We start from the raw sequence: 25,517 nt of genomic DNA, 5'->3' as shown, positions 1-25,517 counted from the left end.
GCGTGGATCGATCCTCACTGCCCGTCGTGTCCGTCGTCGTCGTCAACTACCGCGGCGCGGAGGACACCATCACCTGCGTGCGCGGGCTGGCCGAGGTGGACTACCCCGCCGAGCTGCTCCAGGTGATCGTCGTCGACAACGAGGCGCACGACACCGCACGGCTCAGGTCCGCCCTGCCCGGTGCCGAGATCATCACCTCCGAGCGCAACCTCGGCTTCGCCGGCGGCTGCAACCTCGGCGTCGAGCACGCCAGGGGCGGCGTGCTCGCGTTCCTCAACAACGACGCCCGCGCGGACCGGAACTGGATCAAGGCCGCGATCAGGGTGTTCCACGCGGAGCCCGCGGTCGGTTCGGTCGCGAGCAAGGTCCTCGACTGGGAGGGCGAGAAGATCGACTTCGTCGACGGCGGGCTGACCTGGTTCGGCATGGGCTACAAGCGCCACGCGGGCCAGGACGACGACGGCTCGCACGACGGCGCGAAGGACGTGCTGTTCGGCACCGGCTCGGCGATGTTCGTGCGCGCGGAGCTCTACCGCGAGCTCGGCGGGTTCGACGAGCGGTTCTTCATGTTCTACGAGGACGTCGACCTGGGCTGGCGGCTCAACCTGCGCGGCTGGCGGGTCCGCTACGAACCGGCGTCGCTCACGTACCACCGCCACCACGCGTCGATGAGCTCGATCGACCACAGCCGCGAGCTGTACCTGCTGGAGCGCAACGCGCTCATGTCGCTGTACAAGAACTTCTCCGACGAGACGCTGGCCAAGGTGCTGCCGGCCGCGCTCGCGCTGTGCGTGCGCCGGGCGACCGCGCGCGGGGAGATCGACCCGACGCAGCTGGAGATCACCCGCAGGCCCGCCGACCCCGCGCAGGACCGCGAGCCGGTCGGGATGTCGCGGCAGGCGCTCGCCGGGTTCCTCGCGATCGACCAGTTCGTCGAGCAGATGCCGTCGCTGGCCGAGTCGCGCAAGGTCGAGCAGGCCGCGCGCCGGCTGTCCGACACCGACCTCGTCCCGTTGATGCGCAAGGCCCTGGAGCCCGCGTACCCGCTGCCGCGCTACCTCGCGGCGCACGACGTCCTCGTCGACGTCCTCGGCCTCGACGACGTGTTCGGCAAGCCGCGCAAGATCCTCGTGATCACCGGTGACGCGATCTCCGACCGGATGGCGGGTCCCGCAATCCGCGCCTGGCACATGGCCGACGTGCTGTCCGGCGAGCACCAGGTCCGCCTGGTGACGACGAACCCGCTGTGCGCGCCGCCGGACGCGCCGTTCGGCGTCGAGCGCGCCCGGCCGAAGGAGCTGCCGCCGCACGTCGAGTGGGCGGACGTGGTCGTGCTGCAGGGCCACGCCCTGGAGATGGTCAGCGAGCTGAAGAAGGCGTCGTCGACCAAGATCGTGGTCTGCGACATGTACGACCCGATGCACCTGGAACTGCTGGAGCAGGGCAAGGACGACACGGACGAGAAGCGCGCCCTCGACCTGGAGACCGTCACCAGGGTCCTGAACACGCAGCTCGAACGCGGCGACTTCTTCCTGTGCGCGTCGGAGCGGCAGCGGCACTTCTGGCTCGGCCACCTGGCGGCGCTCGGCCGCCTGACGCCGACGCTGTACGACAACGACCCGACCACGCAGTCGCTGCTCGGGATCGTCCCGTTCGGACTGTCGGGCAAGCCGCCACAGCGCACCGGCCCGGCGATCAAGGGCGTCGTGCCCGGTGTGAGCGACTCCGACAAGGTCGTGATCTGGGCCGGTGGCGTCTACAGCTGGTTCGACCCGCTGTCGCTGATCGAGGCGATGGGCCACCTGCGCGAGCGGCAGCCGTCCGCGAAGCTCTACTTCCTCGGCATGAAGCACCCGAACCCCGAGGTCCCGGACATGGACATCGCGGGCCGGACGCGGGCGCTGTCCGCGCAACTGGGGCTGACCGGCGAGACCGTGTTCTTCAACGACGGCTGGGTGCCCTACACCGAGCGGCAGAACTGGCTGCTCGACGCGAACTGCGGTGTCACCACGCACTACGAGCACGTGGAGACCACGTTCGCGTTCCGCACGCGGGTGCTCGACTACCTGTGGGCGGGCCTGCCGATCGTCACCACGTCCGGCGACTCGTTCGCGGACCTGGTGCTGCGCGAGGGTTTGGGCGTCGTCGTGCCACCGGAGGACCCGGAGGCGCTGGCCGACGCGCTGGAGAAGGTGCTCTACGACGAGGAGTTCGCGGCCGCGTGCCGCGAGCGCATCGCCGTTGTCCGTGAGCGGTTCACCTGGGAGACGGCGCTCGCGCCGCTGGCGGAGTTCTGCCGCAACCCCAGGCCCGCCGCGGACCGTCTGCCCGGCTCCGCACCGATGGTGCGCACACCGGAGTTGAGCACGGCGGACAAGGTGAAGCGGGACCTGCTGCTGGTGCGCGAGTACCTGGACGCGGGCGGCCCGACCGAGTTGGCCAAGCGGGCGACGGGGCGTCTGCGCAAGATCGCGCGTGGTGGCAGGTAGATGGCGAGATCCCGCAAACCCCTCAAGGTGCTGCTCGACGGCACCCCCCTGCTCGGGCACCGCACCGGAATCGGCCGCTACACAGCGGCGTTGGCCGAGGAACTGGCGTCCATGCCGGAGGAGGTCGACGTCCGGGCGGTGGCGTTCACCCTGCGCGGCTGGCGCGCGTTGCGGACGGTGCTGCCGCACGACGTGACGGCACGCGGCCTGCCCGTCTCGGCGCGCGCGTTGCGCCAGATGTGGCTCAGCGCCCCGTTCCCGCCGGTCGAGGTGCTCGCCGGGTTCACCGACGTCATGCACGCCACGAACTTCGTGCTGCCACCGACGATCCGGGCCGGCAAGGTCGTCACGATCCACGACCTGGCGTTCCTCGACGCCCCCGGCGACCTGCCGCCGTCGGACCGCCGGCTGCCGGAGCTGGTCCGGCTCTCCGCCCAGCGCGCGGACGTGATCTGCACGCCCACCGCCGCCGTGGCCTCCGTGGTCGCGGACCGGTTCTCGGTGCCCCTGGAGAAGATCGTCGTGACGCCGCTGGGCGTCGACCCGGCCTGGTTCGCCGCACGGCCGCCGTCCACGACGTTGCGCGGCCGGCTCGGGCTGCCGTCGGAGTACCTGCTGTTCGTGGGTGCGGACGGACCGCGCAAGGGACTCGGGTACCTGGCCGAGGCGCACGCCTCCGACCCGGCGCTGCCGCCGCTGGTGATCGTCGGACCCGGCCGGTCCGGTGTGGACGGACGGGTGCTGCGGACCGGGTACCTCTCGGACGTGCACCTGCGGTCGGTGGTGGCCGGGGCGACAGCACTGGTGCTGCCGTCGCGCGACGAGGGCTTCGGCCTGCCGGTGCTGGAAGCGCTGGCCTGCAACGTTCCCGTGGTGTGCTCGGACGTGCCCGCCCTGCGCGAGGTCGCCGGTGGGCACGCGCTGCACGTGCCGGTCGGGGACGTCGAGGCGCTCGCCGACGGGCTGGCCAGGGCCGTGGCGGCTCCCACCACCCCCGAGGCCCAGTCCGAACGCCGGGCGCACGCGTCCGGGTTCACCTGGCGGCGGTGCGCGGAGAAGACCGTCGAGGCGTACCGGCGCAGCCGTTCCTGAGTTCGCCGCAGGGCGCCGGAACCCCGGCGCCCCCGCGCTTCACCGGGAGTGCGGCCTCGGCGAACGCTTGTCGAGCTGGCTCATCGACACCTGTCGCGAGCCCGTGACGACGGCAACGCTCTTGAGGAAGCGCTGCCGTTCGGAATCCTCTGTCGCGGGACGCTGAGGTGTGCGCCCGGAATCGACCATGCCGAACAGGCTGCCGCACCGGGAACGGCCGGGCCAGACCGGTCACCCCAATGGCGCAGCACCGGCACGAGGAGCCACGACGCCCGCCCGGAACGCCTCCGAAAGGGCGCTTCGCCACTGCGGCAACGGGCGCAGTCCCGCCTTCGCCCACGCGGCCCCCGACAGCACCGAGTAGGCAGGTCGCGGGGCGGGGCGCGGGAAGTCGGCGGTGGCGCAGGGCCGCACGCGCGAGGGATCGGCCCCCAGTTCCTCGAAAATCGCCTGCGCGAAGCGGAACCACGTCGTCTCACCGCCGCCCGTCGCGTGCAGCAGGCGCTCGGAGGGCAGCACCGACACCAGTTCGAGAAGACCGGCCGCGAGGTCGCGCGACCACGTCGGCGAGCCGACCTGATCGTCCACAACGGACAGAGTCGGCCGCGAGGACTCCAGTGCCGCCATGGTCTTCACGAAGTTCGAGCCGTGCACGCCGTACACCCACGCGGTGCGCACGACGTACCCGCCCGCCTCCAGCACGCGGCGTTCGCCTTCGAGCTTCGTGCGGCCGTAGGCGGACTTCGGCCCCACCGGGTCGGACGGCTCGTAGGGGCGCGTGCCGTCACCCGAGAAGACGTAGTCCGTCGACACGTGGACCATCGGGATGCCCGCGGTGGCGCACGCTTCGGCGAGGAGCCCGGCGCCGACGGCGTTGACGGCGAACGCGCGCTCCTCGTCGGTCTCGGCGGCGTCGACGGCGGTGTAGGCGGCGCAGTTGACCACCGCGGAGGCGCCGGCCAGGTCGGCGGCCGTCACCGAGGTGACGTCCAGCTCGGCCGAGGACACCGCGCGGACGTCGGCGGACAGTGCGGCGAGGTCGTGGCCGAGCTGGCCACGACCACCGGGGACGAGGATCAACGCCCTCAGCCCTTCGCCGGCGCGGCGCGGCGCTTGAGCGGCTCCCACCAGGCGCGGTTCTCGCGGTACCACTCGACGGTGTCCGCGAGGCCGGCGGTGAAGTCCACCCGCGGCGCGTAGCCCAGCTCGGAGGAGATCTTGGAGATGTCGACCGAGTAGCGGCGGTCGTGGCCCTTGCGGTCCTGCACCGGCTCGACGGCCGACCAGTCGCGGCCCGTCGCGGCCAGCAGCCGTTCGGTCAGCTCGCGGTTGGTGAGCTCGGTGCCGCCGCCGATGTTGTAGATCTCGCCGGGCCGGCCGCCCTCGGCGACGAGTTGGATGCCGCGGCAGTGGTCGTCGACGTGCAGCCAGTCGCGGACGTTCAGCCCGTCGCCGTAGAGAGGCACCTTCTCGCCGTCGATCAAGTTGGTGACGAAGAGCGGGATTACCTTCTCCGGGAACTGGTACGGACCGTAGTTGTTCGAGCACCGCGTGATGCTCACCGGCAGCCCGTGGGTGCGGTGGAACGCGCGGGCCAACAGGTCCGAGGAGGCCTTGGAGGCCGAGTACGGCGAGTTGGGCTCGAGGACGTGCGTCTCGGTCCAGGAGCCTTCCTCGATCGAGCCGTAGACCTCGTCCGTCGAGACGTGCACGAACCGGCCGACGCCCGCGTCGAGGGCGCCCTGGAGCAGCGTCTGGGTGCCCAGGACGTTGGTGAGGACGAAGTCGGCCGACCCCGTGATGGACCTGTCGACGTGCGACTCGGCCGCGAAGTGCACCACGACGTCGATGCCGCGCATCTGCTCGGCGACCACGGCGGCGTCGCAGATGTCCCCCCGGACGAACTCGAACTTGCCCGCGACCGGCGCGAGGTTCGTCTCGCTGCCCGCGTAGGTGAGCTTGTCGAGCACCACCACCTCGGCACCGGCGAACGCCGGGTAGGACCCGCTCACCAACTCCCGCACGTAGTGCGAGCCGATGAACCCGGCCCCACCTGTCACCAGTACGCGCATGCCATTTCCTCCCGTGGAGTTCCCCGCTCGCAGTCTTTCACGTACGCAATCGCTGCAACCCACAGCAACGTCACGTCGTCTGACCTATAAAGAACTAGAGTGGTGGTTGTGGGGGAGGGAACGGCTGTGGAAGGCAGAAGTCTGCCGGTCGGGGTGACGGGAGCCCGACCGTCGGCGGCTTTCCGCGCTTTCCTGGTGGCGGGAAAGATCTTCGTGGCCCTCGTGTCCTCGGCTGTGCTCGTCATCACGTCCTACGGCTGGAACAGGCTGCGGACGGCGAACGACGGCATCGTCAAGACCGAGGTCATCTCCGACGAGCTCACCAAGCAGGGTCCCAAGCCGCTCGACGGCGCGGTCGACATCCTGCTGGTCGGCATGGACAGCCGCACGGACGCGCAGGGCAACCCGCTGTCCCAGGAGGCGCTGGCCCTGCTCAACGGTGGCATCCCGGACGGCGAGCAGAACACCGACACGGTGATCCTCGTGCACATCCCGGTCGACGGCACGCGCGCGGTCGCCATCTCGTTCCCGCGCGACTCCTACGTCGAGATCGCCGACGGCTTCGGCAAGCACAAGATCAATTCGGCGTTCGCCCGCCAGCGCAACACGGTCGACCAGGAGCTGCGGGCGCAGGGGGTGACCGACGAGGCGCGCATCCGCACCGAGTCGATGGCCGCGGGGCGCAAGACCCTGATCAAGACCATCGAGGGCCTGTCCGGCAACCAGGTGCGGATCGACCGGTACGCCGAAGTCAACCTGGCGAGCTTCTACGAGGTCACCAGGGCCATCGGCGGCGTCGAGGTGTGCCTGAAGGAGGACACCGCCGACCGCGACTCCGGCGCGAACTTCAAGGCCGGCCGGCAGACGATCGAGGGCGTGTCCGCGCTGTCGTTCGTGCGGCAGCGCAAGGGCCTGCCCGGCGGCGACCTGGACAGGGTCGTGCGCCAGCAGGTGTTCATCGGGGCGCTGGCGAAGAAGGTGCTGTCGACCGGCACGCTGACGGACCCCACCAAGCTCAACGGGCTGGTCGAGGCCGTGCAGAAGTCGGTGATCCTCAGCTCGGGCTGGGACATCACCACGTTCGCCGAGCAGATGCAGGGCCTCGTGGGCGGCAACATCGAGTTCAAGACGATCCCGGTGGGCGAACCGACGGACACGTACAGCGACGGCAACGTGCTGCCGGTGAACGCCGCCGAGGTCAAGAAGTTCCTCACCACCCTGGCCGCGGACAGGACGACGGCGAGCAGCCCGCCCGCGGTCACGACGACCGCGCAGCCGCCCGCGCCGCCGGCCTCGTCGATCACCGTGCAGGTCCTCAACGCCGCCGGCGTGCAGGGCCTCGCGGCCGAGGTGATGAACTCGTTGGCGGCCAAAGGTTTCCAGCGCGGGTCCGTGTCGTCGGCGCAGCAGACGAGCGACACCACCGTCGTGCGGCACGCGCCCGGCGAGGAGGGCTCCGCCCGCAAGGTGGCGGCCGAGCTCGGCGCGAACACGAAGGTCGAGGAGGACGCGTCCGTCCGAAAGGGACAGGTGCAGGTCCTCGTCGGCAGCGACTACACCCCGCCCGACGACTCCGAGGACGTCGACCTGCAGGGCGTGCCCGGCTCCTCGTCCGCCGCGACCTCGAGCAACACCCCGCCGATCACGGCGGGCGGACTGGTCTGCGTGAACTGAAACCCCGCGTAACGGTCTTCCGATAGTTACGCTGAGCACGCAAATCCAGCACACGGAGGACCGACGGTGAGCACTGCCGCACGCGCGAAGAAGACCGCACGGGTACTGGGCCGTACGGTCATCGCACTCGCGGCCGTGACAACGTTGGCGTTCTCCGGCTACTTCTGGACCGCTCTGCGCCTGGTGAAGCAGAACACCAACACCACGGAGATCCTCCAGGTGCTGGAGGACATCCCGAACTCCCCGCCCGTGGAGGACGGCGCGATCGACATCCTGCTGGTGGGCAGCGACAGCCGGACGGACGCGCAGGGCAGGCCACTTCCCGCGGACGTGCTGCGCAAGCTGCGCACCGAGGGCACGGACACGGTGAACACGGACACCATCATCGTGATGCGGGTGCCGCGCAACGGCGGCAAGGCGAGCGCGATCTCGATCCCGCGCGACACGTCCGTGCCGATCCCCGGCTTCCGCGAGGACAAGATCAACTCGGCGTACGGCGCGGTGAAGTACCTCACCGCCGAGCGGTTGCAGGCCGAAGGGGTGAGCGACCAGCAGGAGCGCGAGCGCCGGTCGGACGAGGCCGGGCGCAAGGCGCTGGTGCAGGTGGTGCAGGACCTGACGGGGATGCGCGTCGACCACTACGCGGAGATCAACCTCTACGGTTTCTACCTGCTGACCGAGGTGATCGGCGGCGTGAAGGTGTGTCTCAGGGCGGGCACGTCCGACCCGAACTCCGGCGCGAACTTCCGCGCGGGCGAACAGCTGGTCTCGGGCGGCGACGCGTTGTCGTTCGTGCGGCAGCGGAACATGCCCGGCGGCGACCTGGGTCGCATCGCGCGGCAGCAGGTGTTCATGTCGCAGGCGATGAAGCAGCTGCTGTCCGCGGGCACGTTCGCCGACCCGGCGAAGATGAACGGCCTGCTGGACGCGGTGTCCAAGTCCGTCGTCGTGGACCAGAAGCTCGACCTCGCGACGCTCGCGGCGCAGGCGCAGGGCCTCGCGTCGGGCAACGTGGAGTTCGCCACGATCCCGGTGACGAACATCGACGCGCGCAACGAGCGCGGCCAGAGCGTGGTCACGGTCGACCGCGAGGCGGTGAAGGCGTGGGTCGCGCGGCAGATCGGCGAGACCCCGGCGCCCGCCCCGTCGTCCACGACCCCGGCCGCCCCGTCGCGGTTCGGCCCTGAAAAGCTGCTCTCGCTGGACGGCGCGCACGCCGTCCAGGCCCAACAGGATGTGCCCTGCGTCGACTAGGAGTGCCGCGTGAGCGTGACCGAGATCCTCTTCACGCCGTTGCTGAAGGCCGACCCCGGCCGTCCGCTGATCACGCACTTCGACGACGCGGCCGGCACGCGCATGGAGCTGTCCCGCGCCACGACGGCGAACTGGGCGGCGAAGACCGCGAACTGGCTGCGCGACGAGCACGACGTCGAACCGGGTGACCCGGTGGCGGTGCTGCTGCCCGCGCACTGGCAGACGGCGGGCCTGCTGCTCGGCGCGTGGTGGTGCGGTGCCCACGTGGTCGGCGCGGGCGAGGAGGCCAAGGTCGCCGTCGTCCCGCCCGGCGGCACGGCGGACGCGGACGTCGTGGCCGTCGCCTCGCTGGACGTCTGGGGCCGGGGCTCCGGCGCACCCGTCGACTACATGGATGACGTGCGGGTGCACGGCGACGACTTCACGCCGTGGCAGCCGACGCCCGGCACGACGCCGGCGCTGTGCGGGTCCACTGTGGAGGAACTCGTGGCCGAGGCGCGCGACCTGGGTGCGAAGCTGGGCACCGACCAGCGCATGTTGTCCACTGTGGAGTGGAACGTGCCCGCCGGTGTGGTGGAGGGGTTCCTGGCCGTGCTGGCGGCCGGTGGATCGCTGGTGCAGGTGAGCAATCCCGACGCGGGCCTGGTGGCCGCGCGCCGGGAGAGCGAGAAGGTCACGCTGCAGCTGGGTTGAGCACCCTGTTGTTCTTGAACAGCACGCGGTCCAGCGCGTAGGCGCCACCGTTGAAGCCGAGCGCGAGGGCCGCGGCACCGAGCACGACGACCAGTTCGGCGCCGCCCTCGCCGAGCAGGCCGTTCGGCAGGTGCACGATCAGCCACGCGCCGAGCATGTTGACGGCGAGCAGCACACCGGCGACCGGCAGCGCGAGGCCCGCGATCAGCGCGAGGCCACCGACGAGCTCGACCACCGCGGCGAACCACGCGGACAGCGTCGGCAGCGGCACCCCCATCTTGTCGAACGACGCGGCGGTGCCGGCCATGCCGAACTCGGTGATCTTCTGCCAGCCGTGCGCGACGAAGACGACGCCGACGGCGATGCGCCCGATGAGTGCGGCGATGTCCTTGACCATGTTCGTTGCTCCCCGATCCTGTCGTTCGCTGAAGGTCGTTCAACCTCGAACCAAAGTAGTGCAGGTTTGAACGACCTCATGATTTCGACAGGAAGCCAACAGCGAGTCCACAGGTTCGCAGTTCGGGCTACCTCCTGAGCCGCAGTCCCGCGCCCTCCGCGTTCGTCAGCGTCACCGCCTCGCCGTCGACCCGGTAGGTGACCTCGCCCCGTCCGAGCACCGTGAACACCGCGTGCTCCACCGCCATCTCGTCCGGGCCGCACAGCATCAACGTCGAGACCAGGGGGCCGAACGTGATCGTCCGACCGTCCACCTCGCACCCGTCGGCCGACCCGCTGTTGCAGCCGCCGTGCACGTGGATCCGCCCTTCCTCGAAGGAGATCGTCGCCTTCACCCCGGCCGGCAGCGGCGACACGTCGCCGTCCGCGACGAGCCCGTCGACCGTCCACGCACCTTCGAGTTCCCGCACAGCGTTCCTCCTACTTCTTGAGCGTCAAACCGGCGCCGGACGCGTTGGTCAGCGTCAGCGTGCTGCGCTTGATCTCGTGGGTGACCTCGCCACCCTCGAACGCGGCCCTGATGGCGTTCTCGACCTCGTCCACCGCACCGCACGACTTGAGCGTCGTCGGCCCGAGCTGAACCTTGATCGCTTGGCCGCTCAGCTCGTACGGCAGGTCCGCACCGTTGAAGTTGCACCCGGTGTCGACCTTCATGACGCCGTTCCGGAAGACGAGCGTGGCCTTCGCGCCCTGCGGCACCGACGAGACGGCGTCACTCGTGACGAGTCCGTCGACCGTCCAGGCGCCCTCCAGGGTGGCGGGCTGCTCGGTCGCGAGGACGATCTCCGCGCCGGAGCCGGTGACCACGAGGTTCGCGCCGTCGAGCTTCCAGGCGGGCTTCGCGTCGAGCAGGTCCGACAGCCACTGGTCCTGCCGGTGCAGCTCGGGGTTCGGGCAGCCCATCGTGGTGGTGCTGAGCTCCGCCACCGAGAGCTTGCCGTCGTCGAGGCTCACCGGACCCTGCATCTGGTTGCAGCCCGCCCGGGCGATCAGCCTGCCGTCGCCGGTGAAGCTCAGCTCGACGTTCGTGCCCTCGACCAGGGCTCGGGGCTTGCCCTGCTCGGTGACCGACGACGAGACGTAGACCTTGCCCCGCAGGTCCGCGCCCTGACCGGCGGCCCGGTCACCGCATCCGGCGACGGCCAGCAACAGGACGGCGAGGACGATTCGGCTGCTCATGGTTCCAGGACGGAACCGGCACGCTCCGCGGTTGCCCGGGGCTTGACACCGGCACGTCGATGCGGCTTACTTAACCCAGAGGTTAGATAACCAAGTGGTTAGGTAAGAGATGGACCAGCTGAGCGTCACCTTCGCCGCCCTGGCGGACCCCACCCGCCGGGCGATCCTCGCGCGGCTGACCGAGGGCCCGGCGACGGTGAAGGAGCTCTCCGAGCCGTTCGACATCAGCGGCCCGGCGATCTCCAAGCACCTGCGCGTGCTGGAGAAGGCAGGCCTGATCACCCGCGGCAGGGAGGCCCAGTGGCGCCCCTGCCGGCTCGACGCGACACCGCTGGAGGAAGTCGCCGTGTGGGCTGAGAACTACCGCCGCTTCTGGGATGCGAACTACGCGCGCCTGGACGCGCTCTTGACCGAGATGAAGGAGAACGACCGATGAGCACCACCAAGTTCGGCACCGAGGTCACCCTGCCGTCCGACACCGAGATCGCGATGACGCGCACGTTCGACGCGCCCGCCGCGCTGGTGTGGAAGGCGTACACCGAACCGGAGTTCCTGCGGCGCTGGCTGCTCGGCCCCGACGGCTGGGAGATGCCGATCTGCGAGATCGACCTCCGCGTCGGCGGCCAGTGGCGCTACGGCTGGGCGCTGCCGGACGGCTCGCAGGCGTTCGAGATGCACGGGGAGTACACCGAGGTGGTTCCACACTCCCGCATCGCGAACACCGAGGTCTTCGAGGACAACCCGCCGGCGCAGACCGTGGTCGAGTTCGTCGAGGAGGGCGGCCGGACGACCATGACGACCACCATGCGGCTCGTGTCGCAGGAGGCGCGCGACGCGGTGCTGGCCACGGGGATGGCCGACGGTGCCGGGCGGTCGTACGAGCGGCTGGGCGAGGTCCTGGCCACACTGTCGTGACGCGCCAGGGGGAACGGTCCACAGTGGCCGTTCCCCCTGGCTCTGCGTAATCACCTTTCGTGACAACGGTTCCCCCGGATGAGGACGGAAGCCGCGGTTAAGTTCGGGCTCATGCGACGTTTCCTTTTGGCTCTGGGTCTCGTGTTCGGCTTCGTCGTGTTCTCGGCGCCGGCGGCGTCGGCCGCGGACAACACCCGGTGGCAGGTCGAGCCCTGCCCCGCCGGGACGAAGGCGTTGTGGCTGCCGCGGGTCGACCGCGTCGGCACGGATCTGTCCTGCACGACCGAGGAAGCCCGTTCCGCGGCGGTCGAGGCGGCGGCCGACAGCGGGAGCCCGACACGGGTCATGAACGTGGTGATCGCGGCCGCGCAGCAGTTCGCGGACAGGTCGCTGACCGCGGAGTCGCCGTGCGTGCTCGGGGCGAAGGGGGCCGTGGGCGAGGCGATCGGGACCTGCGTGGCTTCCAGGTAGCGATCCCTGCTCGGGTCATCAGGGAGCCGGGGGACGACGGTCGGGGACGGTGTCCGAACAGGCCTCGTGGGACGACTGAGAGGTGCGGCCCAGGCCGCTGAACACGACATCGGTGCCGCTCCCACCACGTGGTTCTCGGCGAGGCAGGGCATCGGGGGATCTCCGCCCCTCCGCGGGTAGCTTGGTCGCGTACAGAACCGTGCCCCGCTGAGGAGATGGCTCATGACCGACAACGCCCAGTCAGGGCGCGTTGGCTATCGGGACATCGCGGACGACCTCCGACGGAAGATCGACTCCGGTGAGCTTCCGCCCGGCAGCAGAGTCCCCGGCGAGAACGACATCACGAGCCGCTACGGCGTCGCGCCCCTGACCGCACGTCACGCCCTGGACGTGCTGAAATCCGAGGGTCTGATCGTCGCGAAACGCGGATCGGGCACGTTCGTCCGCGAGTTCAAGCCGATCAGGCGCGTGTCGCCGGACCGGCTGAAGGCCACCGCCTCGTGGGGTGCGGGCCGACCGATCTGGACCACCGATGTCGGCACACGTCCTCGGACGGAGAGCGTCTTCGTCGAGGTCGAGCAGCCATCTGCTCCGGTCGCCCAGGTGCTGCGGCTCGACGACGGCGCGCGCGTAGTCGTCCGGCGTCGCACCTACGTGGTCGACGACAAACCGGTGCAACTCGCCACCTCCTACTACCCGGAGGCGCTGGTCGCGGGGTCAGCGATCACGGAGATCGACACCGGCGAGGGCGGCGCCTACGCACGGCTCAGAGAACTCGGCCACGAACCTGTCAGGTTCCGCGAGGAGCTGCGCATCCGGATGCCGCGCGAAGCCGAACGCGAAGCGCTCGAGCTCACGCAGGACATGCCGATCGTCCTGATCACGCGAACGGCCTACACGATCGACGACCAGCCGGTCGAGGTCAGCGAGATGGTCCTCGACTCGGCAGCGTACGTCCTCGAGTACAAGTTCACTTCGCAGGACTGATCCAAGCTTCTATATAGAACTATGCTCTACTACCGGCATCGAGTTCTATATAGAACGGATGGCTGGGATGTCGAAGATCGTCGCGCCGTACGTCACCGCGTGGAGCGCCGAACAGGATCTGCCCTGCGTGCTCGTGGAGCGGCCCGACCACAGCATCGGGTACGCCAGCGAGTTGGTGAGCGACCGCGACCGACTGGGCGTGCTGTGGCGGCAAACCTCGTTGCGACGTCACGTCGGACAGCCCGAGTTCGCCAGGCTGCACCCGCGGCGGCAACGGCGTGCGATGGAACTGCTGCTGTGCCAGGTCTGTGGCGGACCTGCGGATCAGAACGACGACGGAGTTCTGTGGTTGTGCCGGGACCACCGCGACGACTGGCCACAATGGCCGGACGGGATGGCTTCGGTCGAGCCGCCGATCTGCTCGCCGTGCGTACCCGTCGCGACTCGGATGTGCCCTGCGCTGCACCGCGGAGCCGTGGCAGTCCGCGTGAAGGACTGCCCGGTCGTCGGCGTTCGAGGTGTGCTCTACGCGCAGAGCGTGCTGGCGCCGGTGGCTGCCGACGCCGGGAACTTCACCTACGGCGATCCTGCGGTGCGCAGGGTTCTCGCTTCCGCGCTGATCCGTGAGTTGCGCGGGTGCGTTGTCGTCCCGCTCGACGAGGTGAGCGGGACGACGACGGGAGATGTCAGCCGTTCAGGACGGCGCGCGACATCACGACGCGCTGGATCTGGTTCGTGCCCTCGTAGATCTGCGTGATCTTCGCGTCGCGCATCATCCGCTCCACCGGGAAGTCGCGCGTGTACCCGGCCCCGCCGAACAGTTGCACGGCGTCGGTCGTGACCTCCATGGCGACGTCCGACGCGAAGCACTTGGCGGCGGCGGTGATGAAGCCGATGTTCGCCTCGCCCCGCTCGGCCTTGGCGGCCGCGACGTAGACCATGTGGCGGGCGGCCTCGATCTTCATGGCCATGTCGGCGAGCATGAACTGCACGCCCTGGAAGTCCGAGATGGACTTGCCGAACTGCTTGCGGTCCTTGACGTACGCGACCGCGGCCTCAAGCGCGCCCTGCGCGATGCCGAGGGCCTGGGCACCGATCGTCGGACGCGTGTGGTCCAACGTCTTCAAAGCGGTCTTCAGACCCGTCCCCGGCTCACCGATGATCCGGTTGGCCGGGATCGTGCAGTTCTCGAAGTAGATCTCGCGGGTCGGCGAGCCCTTGATGCCGAGCTTGCGCTCCTTCGGGCCCACCGAGAAGCCGGGGTCGTCCTTGTGCACGACGAACGCCGAGATGCCGGCGGACTTCTTCGCGGCGTTGGGGTCCGTCACGGCCATGACGGTGTACCAGGTGGACTCGCCGGCGTTGGTGATCCAGCACTTGGTGCCGTTGAGCACCCAGTGGTCGCCGTCCAGCACCGCGCGCGTGCGCATCGACGCCGTGTCGGAGCCCGCCTCGCGCTCGGACAGGGCGTAGGAGGCCATGGCCTCGCCCGAGGCGATGGACGGCATGACGAGCTGCTTCAGCTCTTCGGAGGCCGAGAGCAGGATCGGCATCGTGCCGAGCTTGTTCACGGCCGGGATCAGCGAGGACGAGGCGCAGACGCGGGCGACTTCCTCGATGACGATGCAGGTGGCGACGGAGTCGGCGCCCTGGCCGTCGTAGGACTCGGGGACGTGGACGGCCGCGAAGCCCGCCTTCACCAGGGCGTTGTGGGCCTCTACCGGGAAGCGCTCGTTCTCGTCGACCTCGGCCGCGTACGGCTTGATCTCCTTCTCGGCGAGCGAGCGGACGGCCTCTCGCAGCGCCTCGTGCTCCTCGGCGAGCTGATAGGTGCCGAAGCTCGGGTTCACCTTGTTACCTCCCAGTAGCGAGTGCTCGGCACGATGTTAGCGCCCGTTCACGTCGAGCGCTGCTGTGCTGTTCAGCACTCAGAGGGACTTCTGCAGAGCCGCGTCCTTGTCTAGTACGAGCTGCTCGAGTTCCGCCTGGAAGCGGGCCATGCGCTCCTGCAGGGCCACGTCGGAGGAAGCCAGCATCCGGACGGCCAGCAGGCCCGCGTTGCGGGCGCCGCCCACGGACACCGTCGCCACCGGGACGCCCGCGGGCATCTGCACGATCGAGAGCAGCGAGTCCATGCCGTCGAGGTACTTCAGCGGCACGGGGACGCCGATCACCGGGAGCACGGTGGCCGAGGCGACCATGCCGGGGAGGTGGGCGGCACCGCCGGCACCCGCGATGATCACGCGCAGACCGCGGTCCGCGGCCGAGCTCGCGTAGTCGAGCATGCGCTGCGGGGTGCGGTGGGCGGAGACGACGCTCACTTCGAACGGCACGTCGAACTCGGCGAGGGCCTCGGTGGCCGCCTTCATCACCGGCCAGTCCGAGTCACTGCCCATGATCACGCCAACCTGAGTCACTCCGCGCTCCGCTCTTCGCCGTGGATGTCGTACCCGTCGGACCAGACGCCCGTGGAGAGCCAGTCCGCGGCCAGGCGGGCGCGGTGGCGGACGTCGGCCATGTCGTTGCCGAGGAACGTCACGTGGCCGACCTTGCGGCCCGGCCGTTCCTCCTTGCCGTAGAGGTGCACGTGCGCGTCCGGGAACCGGGCGAACAGGTGGTGCACGCGCTCGTCCGGGCCCATCGCGGGCGGCTCGGAGGCGCCGAGGACGTTCGCCATCACGACGGCCGGCGCCATCAGGTCGGTGCGGCCCAGCGGGTAGTCGAGGACGGCGCGCAGGTGCTGCTCGAACTGCGAGGTGCGGGCGCCCTCGATCGACCAGTGGCCGGAGTTGTGGGGGCGCATCGCGAGCTCGTTGACGACCACGCCGCCGGCGGTCTCGAACAGCTCGACGGCCAGCACGCCGACGACGCCCAGCGCGTCGGCGACCTTCAGCGCGAGCGCCTGGGCCTCGTCGCCCTCCAGCGCCGGCGCGGGCGCGAGGACCTCGACGCAGATGCCGTCGGACTGCACGGTCTCGACGACCGGCCACGCCGCGCCCTGGCCGAACGGCGAGCGCGCCACGACGGCGGCCAGCTCGCGGCGCATCGGCACGCACTGCTCGACCATCAGCGGCGTCCCGGCCTCGAGCAGCTCGGGAACGACCCGCTCGGCGCTCTGCGGGGTGTTCAGCATCCACACGCCACGGCCGTCGTAGCCGCCGCGGACCGCCTTCAGCACGCAGGGCCAGCCGTGCTCGGCGCCGAACTTCAGCACGTCGCGGACGTCGTGGACCTCGGCGAACGGCGGCACCGGCAACCCCAGCTCCGCGAGCCGCACGCGCATCTTCAGCTTGTCCTGCGCGTACTGCAGCGCGTCCGGACCGGGGTGCACCTTCACGCCCTCGGCCACGAGCGCGCGCAGGTGCTCGCCGGGCACGTGCTCGTGGTCGAACGTGACGACCTCGCAGCCCTTCGAGAACGCGCGCAACGCGTCCAGGTCGGTGTGCGTGCCGAGCACCACGTCCCGCGCGACGAGCGCGGCGGGGTCGTTCTCGGAGACGGCGAGCACGCGCAGCGACTGCCCGAGCGGGATCGCGGCCTGGTGCGTCATGCGGGCGAGCTGGCCGCCGCCGATCATTCCGACGACGGGGAGACGGGTGCGAGAGTCCACGGTTCAGGCATTCTACCTGCGGCTTCAGTCGGCCTTGGTCGTGGTGGCCTTCTGCGCGTCCTCCCCGTCCGCGGCGGACTCGGTGAGCACCACGACTGAAGCCTCGGGCGTGATGCGGCGGCGCGAACGGGAGGGCTTCCAGGTTCCGCCGCGGCGCAGCACCCGGAACGCCAGCACGAGGAGACCGGCGGCGAGCAGCGCGCAGACGCCGAACTCGAAGAACTGGAACAGCCCGATCCGGTCGACCGGCTGGTAGTCGACGTACGTGCCTATCGCGAACTTCTTGCCGCGCATGCAGGTGTCCGCGTTGACCCCCAGGCACGCCTCCGCCACGGACACGGGTTCCGCGTCGGCACCGACGAAGCCGCTGCCGAGCTCGACGCTGCCGCCGGGCGGCGTCGCGGTCTCCCCCCAGGTGGCGATCAACCGCTTCGGAGGCAGGTAGTGGTCCCGCACGTACACGGCCAAGAGCACGCGGAGGACCGTGAAACCCACCAGCGTCGCGGCCATCGCCGTCACCACGTGCCGGGACAGCAGGCCGATCAGCACTCCGAGCGCGAACCCGAGGGCCGCGTAGCCGGCCTGCACCAGCGGGGACGACTCGAAACCCGCCCACGCCCACTCCCGGCCGCCGATGCCGTTGCCGGCCCCGACCAGCGCACCCAGCGCGACGGCCAGCGCGCCGAGTACGAGAGCCTTGCCGCGCAACCACTCCACCGGGGTGACGTCCTGTCCCCACGCGACGAAGTAGGTGCGTTCCTCGAGCTCGCGGGCGATCAGCGGCGCACCCCAGAAGACGCCGACCACGCCACCGAACACGAGCTGCGCCATGAGGCCGTAGAAGCCGGCCATCAGCAGCGAACCCGCCTGGCCGGTCTCCGTCGAGAGCAGGGCGGCGGTGGCGAGCAGCGCGAACGCCGAGACCCCGGCGATGGACCAGCGGTGCTGGCGCCAGGTCAGCCAGGCGAGCGACTCGAGCCTCATGCCGCACGCTCCAGGTGTGCCACGACGAGCTCCTCCAGCGTCACGAACCGCGCGGTCCACGGCTCGTCGATCGGCGTGCCGCCGGAGCGCACGAGGAACGACGACTGCGACTGACCGTGCTTCGCGAGGACCACAGGTCCCTCCACGGGTGATTTCGAGGCGTGCGGGCCTGTGTAGAGAACGTGCTCTTCGAGCAGCTCGTCGGTGTCCCCGTCGATCAGCACCTTCCCGCCGGACAGCAGGAGCAGCCGGTCGGCGACGCCGCTGATCTCCGCGACGACGTGCGTGGAGAAGACGAGCGTCGTGCCGTTGTCGCTGACCTCGGTCAGCAGCTCGCGCATGACCTTGCGGCGCGCGAGCGGGTCCAGTTCGGACAGCGGTTCGTCCAGCAGCAGCACGTCCGGGCGCGAGCCCAGCGCCAGCGCGAGCGTCACGTGCGTGCGCTGGCCGCCGGACAGGTCCTCCGCCTGGAGCTTGCGCGGGACCTTGAACCTGGTGAGCCACTCGTCGGCGCGCCGGTGGTCCCAGACGTCGTTCATGCGACGCCCGAACTCCAGCACGTCCGCGACCTTGAAGCTGCGGTACATCGGCTTGTGCTGCGGCACGTGGGCCACCCTGCCCGCGGTCGAGGTGTGCCCCGACTCCGGCCGCAGGTGCCCGGCCAGCACGTTCAGCAGCGTCGACTTGCCGGAGCCGTTGGCCCCCACCACCGCCGTGACGCTTCCCGGCGGCAGCTCGAACGAGACGTTGCGGACCGCCCACTTCGACAGCCCGGCCGCGACCACGCTCATTGCGCTCCCCCACTCAGCACCTCGCGCAGCAGCGCGTAGATGTCCTCGTCCTCCAACCCGGCGGAGCGTGCCTCCGCGACCCACCCGGCGAGGCTCTCGCGCAGCGGGCCCAGGTCTTCGGGGGCGGCGGACCCCAGGGACGCCTTGACGAAGGTGCCGGAGCCCTGACGTGCCTCGACGAGGCCCGCGAGCTCCAGCTCGCGGTAGGCCTTGAGCACGGTGTTCGCGTTCACGCCGCTCGTGGCGACGACGTCGCGAACCGTCGGCAGCCGGTCGCCCGGCTTCAGCCAGCCCAGCCTCAGCGCCTCCCTGACCTGCTGCCCGAGCTGCAGGTACGCGGGAAAGCCGCTGCCGCGGTCAACGTGGAACTCGACCACGCACGCTCCCAGATTGTTCTAGTGAACTAGCACAATAGAACACTTCCAGGAGCGTGGGGAAGCGGCCCGGCGGGGACTCGGGGAGAACCCCTGGGCGCGGGACAGGGGAAATCAGCGCCCAAGTGAGGTGAGCAGCGCACACGCCTCGGTGTGCGAGTCCGGAAGGCGTTCGATCCAGACCTTCGCGGGTCCGGCCGGCCGGACGTTCGGGTCGTCGGCGAGGCGGTCGGCCGCCAGCACCCGGAGGTTCGACACCTTGCGCGAGAGCAGTTCGTCACGACGAACGAGCACCGCGGCCACGCTCGGCCCGAGGGTCGCCAACGTCTCCCCGCTGTCGAAGACGGTGCGCAGCGCGTCGGACACGAGGGTCATGGCCACGACGCGCGACCAGCCGGAGGCGCGGTGCACGTCGAGGCGCAGCAGCACGAGCACGTAGTCCAGCGGCGCGACCGGTGTCTCCCGGTACACCTCGCCGAGGCGCGTCCGCAGGTAGGCGGCGGTCGCGAGCCCGGTCAGCGGGTTCTCGGCCGCGCAGTCGCCCGCCTGCCTCGTCACGACGTCCGCCCAGCCCAGCGCCGTCATCCGCAGCATCCCCGAAGGGAGCGCGTCGACGTCCGGTGCCCCGACGTGCGACGGGTCGGTCAGCACGGCGTGCAGCGCGGCGAGGTCGACCAACGTCTCGCCGAGGTCCGCTCCGGCCTCGGCCCTCGCCCGGCCCAGGCGGGCCAGCACGTCGCCGGGGTCGGCGCCCTCCAGCACCGCCGCGCACACGTCGTCGACCTCGGCCAGCGGCCAGTCCGCGGGGAAAGCCCAGCCTGCGGCCATGGTGGCGGTGCGCCACCTCGACTTCAGGAGGCGTTCCGCTTGTGCGACACCCACCCGGTCTCCTCTCAGCTCACCCGATTCCAGGTGGGAGACGCGCCCGTCGCCCGTTCGTGACGCAACCCGCGCGGGGGATTGAGATGACTGCGCGACGCGCCGTAAGTCACACTGAGCGCCACGAGGAGGGAAACGAAGACTGTGGCGATCGTTCCTGCGGACGTCCAGGGGCCCAGCGACGCGGAACTCATCGAGTCCGTGCGCGGCGGCACCATCGACGCCTACGGCCAGCTGTACGAACGCCACGTCTCGGCGGCCTACAACCTCGCCCGCCAGCTGGCCCGGTCGCAGGCCGAGGCCGACGACCTCGTGTCCGAGGCGTTCGCGAAGGTGCTGGACACGCTCCGCGCCGGCCGCGGCCCCGACTCGGCCTTCCGCGCCTACCTGCTCACGGCCCTGCGCCACACCGCGTACGACAAGACCCGCCGCGACAGGAAGGTCGCCCTCACCGAGGACATGACCGACGTCGCGCCGCCGGTCGCGTTCAGGGACACGGCCGTCGCCGGTCTGGAGCGGTCGCTGGCCGCCCGCGCGTTCGCGGCCCTGCCGGAGCGCTGGCAGATGGTGCTGTGGCACACCGAGATCGAGGGCCAGTCGCCCGCCGAGGTCGCCCCGCTGCTCGGGATGACGGCCAACGGCGTGTCCGCGCTCGCGTACCGCGCCCGTGAGGGCCTCAAGCAGCAGTACCTGCAGATGCACCTGACCGAGACCGACGCCGAACGCTGCCGGGCGACGGTCGACCGGCTCGGCGCCTGGACCCGCGGGGGCCTGTCCAAGCGCGAGGCGACCCAGGTCGAGACGCACCTCGACGAGTGCGGCCGGTGCCGGGCGCTCGCCGCCGAGCTCGCGGACGTCAACGGCGCGCTGCGGATCTTCGTCGCCCCGCTGGTGCTGGGCATCGGCGCCACGACGTACCTGGTGGCGGCCGGCACGACCACGGCCGCCGTCGGCGCCGGAGCGGCCACGGGTGGCGCGGGCGCGGCCGGTGCCGCGATCCCCCGCCAGCTCGTCACCGTCGGCGGCTCCGCCGCCGCGGTCGCCGCCGCCGTGGCGATCGCGCTGGCCGCGAGCGGCGGTGAGCAGCAGGTTCCCGTCGTCCAGGCCATCCCCACGTCCCCGGCGCAGACCCAGGTCCAGCCCCAGCGGCCGGTGCCGCCGGCACCCGTTCCTCCTGCTCCGACGCCGGCACCGCCACCGGCCGCGGCCCAGGAGCCCTCGCCGGAGCCACCACCACCGGCTCCTCCCGCTCCCGCGCCCGCGCCGGAGCCGGCTCCCGAGCCCGCACCCGAGCCCGAGCCGGAGCCGGAGCCGGAGCCCGAACCCGCTCCGCCGTCGCTCACGCCGACGACGCCGAGCGGGTACGCGCTGACGCCGGGCGAGGACCCCAAGGACTTCCCGATCACCGTCCGGAACACGGGCGGCACCGCGGCACCGCCCGCGAGCATGGTGCTGAACCTGCCGCCGGGCGTGGTCTCGACCGGCGGGGCCTCGTCGTTCACCGCCAGGGTGCTGCAGCCGGACGCCTCGGCCGAGCAGAACGTCACCTGCCCGGCCGGCACCGGCGTGATCACGTGCGCGACCCCGCGGGGCATAGCGCCCGGCGGCCAGGCCACGTTCCTGTTCCGGCTGCGCGCGACCGACTCCGCCGTTCCCGGCACGATCACGGGCACCATCAGCGCGGGCGCGTCGATCTCGGTCAACGTCAGCGTCGCGGTCGACGTGCCGCCGGTGAACGACGACATCGACCTCACCGTGTCGACGTGGCAGCAGATCCACTGGGACCCGCGCGTGGACGTGCAGGTCCGCAACAAGGGCCCGCGCGCCGGCACGCTGAAGCTCGACGTGACGTCGTCGGAGAACGTCGTGCTCTTCACCGCGTACCCCGAATGCCGTCGCACGGACAAGAACTCGATCCGCTGCGTCGCCGACCTCGACAAGGGCGGCAAGTTCCGGATGTCGCTGTGGGCGTTCGGGCGGCCGCACCGGGGCGGCGAGATCACCGTCAGGGCATCGCTGGGCAACGCGGCGAAGTCCGTCACCGTGCCGGTGAAGGGCTGGCCGTGGCACCCGCCGGTCGAAGAGGAGCCGGAGCCGCCGACGTCGACCACGGTCCCGCCGACAACCACGCAACCCACGCAGCCCACGCGGCCGACCGGGCCCGCCAGGCCGGCGAAGCCCACCGAGCCGAAGGCTCCGGAGTCACCGGCGGTGCCGGTCGACCCGGCCGAGCCCTCGGCACCGGTGGTCCCGACGCTGCCGTCGCTGCCGGTCGAGCCCACCCCGACGCCGCCGCCGTCCACTCCGCCGCCGTCCACTCCGCCGTCGACGCCCCCGACGCCGAGGCCCGAGCCGTGCGAGCCGCCGTCCGGTCTGGTCCCAAGGCTGATCGGCGGCATCATCGGGTGGCCGGACTGCGCACCGCCGCGGAGTTGACGACCGTTGATCTTCGTTCGTCACTGAACGTGCAGGTGGTGCACCTCTGAGTGGCGGAATGCGACACCCGAGGCCAGGCGTCGTCACCTTGATCCGTAAGCTGGCGCGGTGCTGCCAGTCGTTCGCCGCGCCATGAGCCGGCTGCCGGAACCGCTCCAGTTCCTGTTGCACAAGCACCGCGAGCTGATCCGCTTCGCCCTGGTCGGCGGCACGACGTTCCTCATCGACAACGGCATCTGGTACGCGCTCAAGCTCACCGTGCTGACCGACAAGGTCGTCACGGCGAAGGTCATCGGCGTCCTGGTGGCGGTCATCGCCTCGTACGTGCTCTCGCGCGAGTGGTCGTTCCACACCCGCGGCGGCCGCGAACGCCACCACGAGGCCGCGCTGTTCTTCCTGGTCAGCGGCCTCGGTGTCGGCATCAACATCCTGCCGCTGTGGCTGTCGCGGCACCTGTTCGGCCTGCAGGCCCCGTTCGTCGCGGTCATGACCGAGGAGATCGCGGACTTCGTCTCGGGCTCGATCATCGGCATGCTGCTCGCCACCGGCTTCAAGTTCTGGGCCATGCGCCGCTGGGTCTTCCCGGACGCCGGAGCTCGACCGGACCGGCGCGTTCACCCGATCTCCGTAGACTCGCCCCGTGTCCCTAGCCGAAACAGTGGTCTCCCGGTTTCCGGAGCCGATCCGGTCGATCGCGCTGAAGCATCGTGAACTAGTGAAGTTCGCCCTGGTCGGGGGCACGTGCTTCGTGATCGACACGGTCCTGTTCTTCGGGATCAAGACGGTCGTGCTGCCGAACAACCCGGTGACGGCGAAGATCATCGCCACCCTGGTCGCCACGATCGTGTCGTACGTCCTGAACAGGGAATGGTCGTTCCGCACCCGTGGTGGCCGTGAGCGCCACCACGAAGCCGCGCTGTTCTTCTTGGTCAACGGCATCGGCATCGTGCTGAACTCGGCGCCGCTCTACATCGCGCGGTACGCGTTCCACCTGCAGGAGCCGCACGTGTCGCGGCTCACCGAGGAGATCTCGGACTTCCTGAGCGCGCAGATCGTCGGCACGCTCGTCGCGATGGTCTTCCGCTGGTACGGCTACAAGAACTGGGTGTTCCCCGAGGAGAACGCCCGGGGTGCCAAGCGGTCGATCGAAGACGAGAAGGAACTCGGCCACTCCTAGTCGCGCGCCGCCACACCACTACCGCGGCGTGGTCGGCGTCTTCCAGGGGATCCCCACCACGTCCTGGGCCTTCGGCACCGGCAGGAACACGGCGAACGTCGCCGGCCGCGCCGTCGAGAGCTCGAGCCTGCCGCCGTCCGCGTCCACCAGCGCACGGGCGAGCGCCAGCCCCACACCGGTCGAGCCGCCGCCGGAGACGCCGCGCTCGAAGATGTGCGCCGCCAGCTCGTCCGGCACACCGGCACCGCCGTCGCTGACCTCGACCACGACCGTGCCGTCCTCGCCGCGGGCGGAGACGACGACCGAACCCTCGCCGTGGCGCAGGGCGTTGTCGAGCAGCACACCGATGGCCTCGCGCAGGCGGGCCGGGGTCGCGCGGGCCAGCAGGCCGTCCGGGACCCGCACGCGCAGCGCCCGGCCCTGGCTCTTGACCTGTTCGCGCCACTCCTCGGCGATCGCGGTCAGCGCGGGCCGCATCTCCAGCGGCTCGGCGCCCACGGCCCTGGCCGCGCGGGCGGCGGCGAGGAGCTCGTCCAGCACGGCGGCGAGGCGTTCGGCCTGTTCCAGCGCGGCACGGGCCTCGGCGGCCGTGTCGGGTTCGGGGTGCTCCGCCAGGGCCTCCAGCCGCAGCTGCAGGGCCGTGAGCCGGCTGCGGAGCTGGTGGGAGACGTCGCCGACCAGCTCGCGTTCGCGCTGCACCAGGCGGGCGAGCGCGGTGGCCGAGGTGTCGAGCGCCTCGGAGACCGCGTCCAGCTCGGGGATGTCGTAGCGCTTCTCGTCCGCGCGGAAGTCGCCGGCGCCCAGGCGGGACGCGCGGGCGGCGACGTGGCCGAGCGGCCGGGCGAGCGTTTGCGCCGTCACCAGGGCGACGACCGTGCCGGTGCCCACCGAAAGCGCGAGCAGGAGCAGCACGAGGCCCGCCACCTGCGCCTGGCTGGTGTGCATCGGTCCGGAGGGGACCTCCAGCCGGACGCTGCCCTGCTGCGCTATCGGCAGCTCGACGGTCAGCGGCTGGTCGCCCGGTGAGGGGCCGGTGGCGCTGGTGACGCCTCCCGACACGACCGTGAGGCGGCCGTCCGTCGGTATGGCGATCTTCACCGCCTCGACGTCGATGCTCTGCCGGTTCGCGATCTGGTCGTCGAGCGTCGTCGCGATGCGCTGGGCCCGTTCGGTGAGGTCGCCGCGGGCGGTGTCCTCGACGAGCTGCAGCGCGGTGTAGCCGAGCGGGATGCCGAGCACGAAGCCCGTGACGGCGACGGCGAGCAGGATGGCCCGCAGGATCCGGCGGCGCATCAGTCGGCGTTGAAGCGGAAGCCGCGGCCGCGCACGGTCGCGATGCGCTTCTCGGCGGAGTTCGGGGTGCCGTCGCTGAGCTTCCGGCGCAGCCACGACATGTGCATGTCGAGCGTCTTGCTGCCCTTGAGGTCCGGGTCGTTCCAGACCTCGGAGAGGATCTCGTCGCGGCTCACGACCTGCCCCGCGCGCTGGATCAGCACCTTGAGCAGCTCGAACTCCTTGTTCGCCAGCTGGATCTCGCTGCCGTCGACCGTGACGCGGCGGGCGGCCAGGTCGACGCGCACGCCGTTGACCTCGAGCGTGCCGGGCGCCCGGCGGCGCAGCAGGGCGCGGATGCGGGCCATCAGCTCGGCGAGGCGGAACGGCTTGGCGACGTAGTCGTCCGCCCCGGCGTCGAGCCCGACCACGAAGTCGACCTCGTCGGCACGGGCGGTGAGCATCAGCACGGGGATGCCCCTGCCGCTCTGCCGGAGCCTGCGGCAGACCTCCAGCCCGTCCATCTCGGGCAGGCCGAGGTCCAGCACCAGGAGATCGATGCCCCCGGTGATGGCGGCCTCGAAGGCGCTCGGCCCGTCCCCGACGACCTGCACCGAATACCCCTCCCGCGTCAACGCGCGGGAGAGGGGTTCCGCGATGGCCGGGTCGTCCTCGGCCAGCAACACCACGCTCACGCGCCCAGCGTATTCGT

General features: G+C 70.8%; 27 protein-coding genes. 13 read left to right on the top strand and 14 right to left on the bottom strand.

What is annotated here, in order from left to right:
* The first annotated feature begins 2 nt into the window (after positions 1–2).
* Together BLQ91_RS02610 and BLQ91_RS02605 are read left to right on the top strand one after the other, a co-directional pair.
* On the top strand, positions 3–2,489 hold the full coding sequence (locus BLQ91_RS02610; RefSeq protein ID WP_245733028.1) for a glycosyltransferase: 2,487 nt from the start codon (positions 3–5) through the stop codon (positions 2,487–2,489).
* Positions 2,490–3,581 carry a glycosyltransferase family 4 protein gene (locus BLQ91_RS02605; protein WP_090094922.1) on the top strand — a complete coding sequence of 364 codons (1,092 nt, stop codon included), beginning with the start codon at positions 2,490–2,492 and terminating at the stop codon, positions 3,579–3,581.
* A gap of 231 nt (positions 3,582–3,812) precedes the next feature.
* Here BLQ91_RS02605 and rfbD read toward each other — a convergent pair whose 3' ends face one another.
* Together rfbD and rfbB are read right to left on the bottom strand one after the other, a co-directional pair.
* Positions 3,813–4,709 carry a dTDP-4-dehydrorhamnose reductase gene (gene rfbD, locus BLQ91_RS02600; protein WP_245733026.1) on the bottom strand — a complete coding sequence of 299 codons (897 nt, stop codon included), beginning with the start codon at positions 4,707–4,709 and terminating at the stop codon, positions 3,813–3,815.
* Entirely contained in the window at positions 4,667–5,653 is a 987-nt protein-coding gene (gene rfbB / locus BLQ91_RS02595; protein ID WP_090094921.1) for a dTDP-glucose 4,6-dehydratase, read from the bottom strand. Before rfbB ends, rfbD begins: the two co-directional genes overlap by 43 nt.
* Before the next feature lie 126 nt (positions 5,654–5,779).
* Here rfbB and BLQ91_RS02590 point away from each other — a divergent pair, with 126 nt between their 5' ends.
* The 3 genes from BLQ91_RS02590 to BLQ91_RS02580 all read left to right on the top strand — a co-directional run bounded on the left by BLQ91_RS02590 (position 5,780) and on the right by BLQ91_RS02580 (position 9,274).
* Positions 5,780–7,327, top strand: a complete 1,548-nt coding sequence (locus BLQ91_RS02590) for an LCP family protein (RefSeq protein ID WP_245733024.1) — start codon at positions 5,780–5,782, stop codon at positions 7,325–7,327.
* Positions 7,328–7,393: 66 nt separating this feature from the next.
* Entirely contained in the window at positions 7,394–8,581 is a 1,188-nt protein-coding gene (locus BLQ91_RS02585) for an LCP family protein (protein ID WP_090094920.1), read from the top strand.
* A gap of 9 nt (positions 8,582–8,590) precedes the next feature.
* On the top strand, positions 8,591–9,274 hold the full coding sequence (locus BLQ91_RS02580) for a TIGR03089 family protein (RefSeq protein ID WP_090094919.1): 684 nt from the start codon (positions 8,591–8,593) through the stop codon (positions 9,272–9,274).
* Here the strand turns inward: BLQ91_RS02580 and BLQ91_RS02575 are convergent.
* The 3 genes from BLQ91_RS02575 to BLQ91_RS02565 form a co-directional block, all read right to left on the bottom strand.
* On the bottom strand, positions 9,255–9,671 hold the full coding sequence (locus BLQ91_RS02575) for a DoxX family protein (RefSeq protein WP_090094918.1): 417 nt from the start codon (positions 9,669–9,671) through the stop codon (positions 9,255–9,257). The two genes, BLQ91_RS02580 and BLQ91_RS02575, sit on opposite strands and share 20 nt — an antisense overlap.
* Before the next feature lie 127 nt (positions 9,672–9,798).
* A complete protein-coding gene (locus BLQ91_RS02570; protein ID WP_090094917.1) occupies positions 9,799–10,140 on the bottom strand; it encodes an META domain-containing protein in 342 nt (113 codons plus the stop codon).
* A 10-nt stretch (positions 10,141–10,150) separates the two neighbouring features.
* The gene (locus BLQ91_RS02565; protein WP_090094916.1) at positions 10,151–10,909 is read right to left on the bottom strand and encodes an META domain-containing protein; all 759 of its coding nucleotides are present in this window, start codon (positions 10,907–10,909) and stop codon (positions 10,151–10,153) included.
* Positions 10,910–11,018: 109 nt separating this feature from the next.
* On the opposite strand from BLQ91_RS02565, the gene BLQ91_RS02560 reads away from it, so the two are divergent.
* From BLQ91_RS02560 to BLQ91_RS40040, 5 genes are all read left to right on the top strand, one after another.
* The gene (locus tag BLQ91_RS02560; RefSeq protein WP_090094915.1) at positions 11,019–11,345 is read left to right on the top strand and encodes an ArsR/SmtB family transcription factor; all 327 of its coding nucleotides are present in this window, start codon (positions 11,019–11,021) and stop codon (positions 11,343–11,345) included.
* A complete protein-coding gene (locus BLQ91_RS02555; RefSeq protein ID WP_090094914.1) occupies positions 11,342–11,824 on the top strand; it encodes an SRPBCC domain-containing protein in 483 nt (160 codons plus the stop codon). Before BLQ91_RS02560 ends, BLQ91_RS02555 begins: the two co-directional genes overlap by 4 nt.
* A 111-nt stretch (positions 11,825–11,935) precedes the next feature.
* Positions 11,936–12,295, top strand: a complete 360-nt coding sequence (locus BLQ91_RS02550) for a hypothetical protein (RefSeq protein ID WP_143022494.1) — start codon at positions 11,936–11,938, stop codon at positions 12,293–12,295.
* A gap of 222 nt (positions 12,296–12,517) precedes the next feature.
* On the top strand, positions 12,518–13,282 hold the full coding sequence (locus BLQ91_RS02545; protein WP_090094912.1) for a GntR family transcriptional regulator: 765 nt from the start codon (positions 12,518–12,520) through the stop codon (positions 13,280–13,282).
* A 67-nt stretch (positions 13,283–13,349) separates the two neighbouring features.
* Positions 13,350–14,039, top strand: coding sequence for a hypothetical protein (locus tag BLQ91_RS40040; protein ID WP_143022493.1), 690 nt, complete (start codon positions 13,350–13,352; stop codon positions 14,037–14,039).
* Here BLQ91_RS40040 and BLQ91_RS02540 read toward each other — a convergent pair.
* The 7 genes from BLQ91_RS02540 to BLQ91_RS02510 all read right to left on the bottom strand — a co-directional run bounded on the left by BLQ91_RS02540 (position 13,969) and on the right by BLQ91_RS02510 (position 19,923).
* Positions 13,969–15,132, bottom strand: coding sequence for an acyl-CoA dehydrogenase (locus BLQ91_RS02540; RefSeq protein WP_090094911.1), 1,164 nt, complete (start codon positions 15,130–15,132; stop codon positions 13,969–13,971). The two genes, BLQ91_RS40040 and BLQ91_RS02540, sit on opposite strands and share 71 nt — an antisense overlap.
* Positions 15,133–15,210: 78 nt before the next feature.
* Complete coding sequence (purE, locus tag BLQ91_RS02535; RefSeq protein WP_281199204.1) at positions 15,211–15,699, bottom strand: 5-(carboxyamino)imidazole ribonucleotide mutase; 489 nt, start codon at positions 15,697–15,699, stop codon at positions 15,211–15,213.
* Entirely contained in the window at positions 15,696–16,892 is a 1,197-nt protein-coding gene (locus BLQ91_RS02530) for a 5-(carboxyamino)imidazole ribonucleotide synthase (protein ID WP_090094910.1), read from the bottom strand. Before BLQ91_RS02530 ends, purE begins: the two co-directional genes overlap by 4 nt.
* A 24-nt stretch (positions 16,893–16,916) precedes the next feature.
* Entirely contained in the window at positions 16,917–17,876 is a 960-nt protein-coding gene (locus BLQ91_RS02525; RefSeq protein ID WP_090094909.1) for an ABC-2 transporter permease, read from the bottom strand.
* Entirely contained in the window at positions 17,873–18,667 is a 795-nt protein-coding gene (locus tag BLQ91_RS02520; protein WP_090094908.1) for an ABC transporter ATP-binding protein, read from the bottom strand. Before BLQ91_RS02520 ends, BLQ91_RS02525 begins: the two co-directional genes overlap by 4 nt.
* A complete protein-coding gene (locus tag BLQ91_RS02515; RefSeq protein WP_090094907.1) occupies positions 18,664–19,044 on the bottom strand; it encodes a GntR family transcriptional regulator in 381 nt (126 codons plus the stop codon). The genes BLQ91_RS02520 and BLQ91_RS02515 overlap by 4 nt, the downstream gene beginning before the upstream one ends.
* Before the next feature lie 111 nt (positions 19,045–19,155).
* Positions 19,156–19,923, bottom strand: coding sequence for a GGDEF domain-containing protein (locus BLQ91_RS02510; RefSeq protein WP_245733022.1), 768 nt, complete (start codon positions 19,921–19,923; stop codon positions 19,156–19,158).
* Between the two features lie 141 nt (positions 19,924–20,064).
* Between BLQ91_RS02510 and BLQ91_RS02505 the strand changes: the two genes are divergently transcribed.
* The 3 genes from BLQ91_RS02505 to BLQ91_RS02495 all read left to right on the top strand — a co-directional run bounded on the left by BLQ91_RS02505 (position 20,065) and on the right by BLQ91_RS02495 (position 23,533).
* A complete protein-coding gene (locus BLQ91_RS02505; protein ID WP_090094906.1) occupies positions 20,065–22,356 on the top strand; it encodes a sigma-70 family RNA polymerase sigma factor in 2,292 nt (763 codons plus the stop codon).
* Positions 22,357–22,467: 111 nt separating this feature from the next.
* Entirely contained in the window at positions 22,468–23,067 is a 600-nt protein-coding gene (locus BLQ91_RS02500; RefSeq protein ID WP_425412435.1) for a GtrA family protein, read from the top strand.
* Complete coding sequence (locus tag BLQ91_RS02495; protein ID WP_090094904.1) at positions 22,997–23,533, top strand: GtrA family protein; 537 nt, start codon at positions 22,997–22,999, stop codon at positions 23,531–23,533. The genes BLQ91_RS02500 and BLQ91_RS02495 overlap by 71 nt, the downstream gene beginning before the upstream one ends.
* A gap of 18 nt (positions 23,534–23,551) precedes the next feature.
* Here the strand turns inward: BLQ91_RS02495 and BLQ91_RS02490 are convergent, their stop codons facing one another.
* Positions 23,552–24,826, bottom strand: coding sequence for an ATP-binding protein (locus BLQ91_RS02490; RefSeq protein WP_090094903.1), 1,275 nt, complete (start codon positions 24,824–24,826; stop codon positions 23,552–23,554).
* Positions 24,826–25,500: a response regulator transcription factor gene (locus BLQ91_RS02485; protein ID WP_090094902.1), complete on the bottom strand. Its 675-nt coding sequence runs from the start codon at positions 25,498–25,500 to the stop codon at positions 24,826–24,828. Before BLQ91_RS02485 ends, BLQ91_RS02490 begins: the two co-directional genes overlap by 1 nt.
* Between the last annotated feature and the right edge of the window lie 17 nt (positions 25,501–25,517).

This window comes from Lentzea jiangxiensis, assembly GCF_900104175.1.
Taxonomy (GTDB): domain Bacteria; phylum Actinomycetota; class Actinomycetes; order Mycobacteriales; family Pseudonocardiaceae; genus Lentzea; species Lentzea jiangxiensis.
This window is presented reverse-complemented; position numbering and strand designations above follow the sequence as displayed.

Coding starts and splice junctions, on each gene's coding strand:
- BLQ91_RS02605 (WP_090094922.1), top strand. CDS start 2,490: ATGGCGAGATCCCGCAAACCCCTCAAGGTGCTGCTCGACGGCACCCCC.
- rfbB (WP_090094921.1), bottom strand. CDS start 5,653: ATGCGCGTACTGGTGACAGGTGGGGCCGGGTTCATCGGCTCGCACTAC.
- BLQ91_RS02575 (WP_090094918.1), bottom strand. CDS start 9,671: ATGGTCAAGGACATCGCCGCACTCATCGGGCGCATCGCCGTCGGCGTC.
- BLQ91_RS02565 (WP_090094916.1), bottom strand. CDS start 10,909: ATGAGCAGCCGAATCGTCCTCGCCGTCCTGTTGCTGGCCGTCGCCGGA.
- BLQ91_RS02560 (WP_090094915.1), top strand. CDS start 11,019: ATGGACCAGCTGAGCGTCACCTTCGCCGCCCTGGCGGACCCCACCCGC.
- BLQ91_RS02555 (WP_090094914.1), top strand. CDS start 11,342: ATGAGCACCACCAAGTTCGGCACCGAGGTCACCCTGCCGTCCGACACC.
- BLQ91_RS02550 (WP_143022494.1), top strand. CDS start 11,936: ATGCGACGTTTCCTTTTGGCTCTGGGTCTCGTGTTCGGCTTCGTCGTG.
- BLQ91_RS02545 (WP_090094912.1), top strand. CDS start 12,518: ATGACCGACAACGCCCAGTCAGGGCGCGTTGGCTATCGGGACATCGCG.
- BLQ91_RS40040 (WP_143022493.1), top strand. CDS start 13,350: ATGTCGAAGATCGTCGCGCCGTACGTCACCGCGTGGAGCGCCGAACAG.
- BLQ91_RS02525 (WP_090094909.1), bottom strand. CDS start 17,876: ATGAGGCTCGAGTCGCTCGCCTGGCTGACCTGGCGCCAGCACCGCTGG.
- BLQ91_RS02520 (WP_090094908.1), bottom strand. CDS start 18,667: ATGAGCGTGGTCGCGGCCGGGCTGTCGAAGTGGGCGGTCCGCAACGTC.
- BLQ91_RS02490 (WP_090094903.1), bottom strand. CDS start 24,826: ATGCGCCGCCGGATCCTGCGGGCCATCCTGCTCGCCGTCGCCGTCACG.